General features: G+C 59.7%; 2 protein-coding genes. Both read left to right on the top strand.

The window, feature by feature from the left end; all coding sequences use genetic code 11:
* The first annotated feature begins 134 nt into the window (after positions 1–134).
* Positions 135–524 carry a DUF2946 domain-containing protein gene (locus ACRESD_RS16245; protein ID WP_431751859.1) on the top strand — a complete coding sequence of 130 codons (390 nt, stop codon included), beginning with the start codon at positions 135–137 and terminating at the stop codon, positions 522–524.
* A 95-nt stretch (positions 525–619) separates the two neighbouring features.
* On the top strand, positions 620–2,746 hold the full coding sequence (locus ACRESD_RS16240) for a TonB-dependent receptor (RefSeq protein ID WP_431751858.1): 2,127 nt from the start codon (positions 620–622) through the stop codon (positions 2,744–2,746).
* The last annotated feature ends 61 nt before the right edge of the window (positions 2,747–2,807 follow it).

Raw genomic sequence — 2,807 nt, 5'->3', positions numbered from 1 at the left:
CCAAAAACCCCGACGATCCATCGCGCGACTAAAAAGCTCATGGCTGGATATCCTTGGAAAAGTCCGAGAGAGGATAGCCCTCTTGAGATTTTTTGCAGGCAATTCGTCGGCGGCTGATGGTAAAGTGCCGCCCCATGAAACTCGCCCGTACCGACCGCTCGCTCATTGCCTGGATGCTCTACTGCTGCGTCCTGTTCAATGTGTTCGCCTGCAGTATTGGCCACGGGCAGATGCTGGGGATGCAGCTCAACGGCATCGGCGGTCAGTTCTGTACGGTGGACCCGCGTACCCAGGCGCCCACGCAGACCAACCCCACGGACGAGAACTTGCCGACGCTGTCCAAGGCGTTCGGATGCCCGCTATGTTCCAGCGGTGGCATGGGCCCTGCGCTCAACACCTGCTTGAATGTGGCGGTGTTGCCACAACCCCATGCACCACCTCCGGCTGTCGTTCACGCCGCTGATATCCCTGCCCGCTTCACCTGGCCCACGGCTCACCCGCGCGCGCCTCCCGTTCTCGCCTGACACTTTCGCTTTCTGATCTGCACCGACCACCGTTCCCATTGGGGATTACGGGCAGCTGTGCGTTGTTTTCAAGCTAAGTATTTCAGGATTCAACCATGAAACATTTACCCCTGTTGGCGGGCCTGTTCGGCTGCCTGCCTGTCTGTGGCTGGGCACTTGAACTGGCCCCGACTACCATCGATGGCGAACAAACCGCCGAACCCGGCCTGGCCCTGGACCAGTCCAGCGGCATGGCGTCGCGCCTGGGCTTGAGCGTGCGGGAAACCCCGGCGTCGGTGGCTATCGCCAATCGCAATGATATCGAGCGCCATGGTGCCAAGACCTTCCGTGATGCGGCCAATACCCTACCCGGTGTGAACGCCAGTGCACCGCCGGGGTTTGGCGGGTTTGTGTCCTATCGGGGTTTTACCAGCAGCCAGATCACCCAGATGTTCAACGGCATTAACGTTGCGACCGGTTTGGCGCGACCGGTGGACGCGTGGATTTATGACCGAGTCGAACTCGTTGGCGGCCCCTCCTCCTTGATCAACGGTGCGGGGTCCGTAGGTGGCTCGCTGAACTACGTGACCAAACTGGCGACCCGCGAAGAACAGGCGGCCGAAGGCCAACTCACCTATGGCAGCTATGACACCGCCGGCATGGCCTTCGGTCTCAACCACGCCCTGACCGAACCTGGCGCCGAGGTGCAGCATTACGCACGTCTGGACGTCAGCCGTAACACCAACCACAGCTACATCGACCGCGATCAACGCGATGCCTGGAGCGTGGCGTTTTCTTTGCTCAGCGACCTGACACCCAACTTGTCTCACACCCTGGCGCTGGAATACCAGGATGAACATGAAGACAGCCCCTACTGGGGCACACCGGTGCTCAACCCCAAGGCCGGCGAATTGAAGATTGACCGGCACAACCGCTTCAACAACTACAACGTCGCCGATGGCCGTTACGAACAGCGCACAATCTGGGCGCGCTCGATCATCGATTACCGGATCAATGACAGCACCACGCTGAAAAACACCCTCTATCACCTGGACAGCCAGCGCGACTATCGCAATCTGGAGACTTACCAATACAACGCCGACAACAGCGCGGTGAACCGCTCAACCGCGTACCAAGTACGCCATCAGGGTGAGCAGAGCGGCAACCAGTTCGAACTGCGTCACGACAACAGCCTTTTCGGCCTGTCCACCACGTGGTCCGGGGGCTTTGAATACAAGGTCAACAGCACCACCAACCACCCACTGAATGTCCCGGGCAAGAGCACGGTCGACCCGAATCACTATGACCCGGGGCACTTCTATGACATCCCAGGCACAAAACCCGGTTTCATCCCGGACAAGACCAATGAGGTGACGACCAAGGCACTGTTCGTGGAAAACCGCCTGGGCCTCACCGATAAGCTCTCGCTGCTGACAGGGTTGCGCTACGACGCCATCGACCTCGATGTGACCAACCACCGTGAGATCACCGCCACCAACCCACGCCACTTCAAACGCAGTTGGGAGCCACTGACAGGCCGCGTGGGCCTGACTTACCAGTTCATCCCGTCGGCCAATGTGTATGTGCAATACAGCACGGCGGCCGAGCAGCCATCGACCACCACTCAAGTGTTCGACGTGTCCACCGGCAAGCAGTGGGAAGTGGGCAGCAAGTTCGACTACCTGGAGGGTCGTGGTTCGGCGACGGTCGCCGCCTACAAGATCGAGCGCAAGGATTTCGCCGTCACCGACCCGCTGGACCCGAACAACAGCATTCCGGTAGGTGCGCAATCGTCCAAAGGCATCGAGCTGGCCAGTTCGTTGCGCATCACCCCCAAATTGCTGGCGGAAGGCAACTTCGCCTGGGTCGACGCCGAGTACGATGACTTCAACGAGAAGCTCGCCAGCGGCGCCGTGGTATCGCGCAAGGGCAACACACCGACCAACGTGCCCAAGCGCGTCGGCAACCTGTGGCTGACTTATGATTTTGCCGAGGATTGGCAAGGCGGCGTGGACGCACGGTACGTTGCCGAGGTGTATGCGGACAATGCCAATACGCTCACGGTACCGGCCTATACGTTGTTCGGAACATTCCTGCGCTACAAGGTGGACGCCCATACCTCGGTGACTGGCCGGGTGCGTAACCTGACCAATGAGGTGTATGCCGAGTTTGCCCATGTGTCGCCGGCGTATTACCTGGGATCGCCGCGGACATTCGAGCTGGCTGTACAAACCAAGTTCTAAACCTGGAATACAACTCAACATGTTGGAGCGGGCTTGCCCGCGAAGACGGAGTGTCAGTCAA

This window comes from Pseudomonas sp. (assembly GCF_050739995.1).
GTDB lineage: Bacteria > Pseudomonadota > Gammaproteobacteria > Pseudomonadales > Pseudomonadaceae > Aquipseudomonas.
This window is presented reverse-complemented; position numbering and strand designations above follow the sequence as displayed.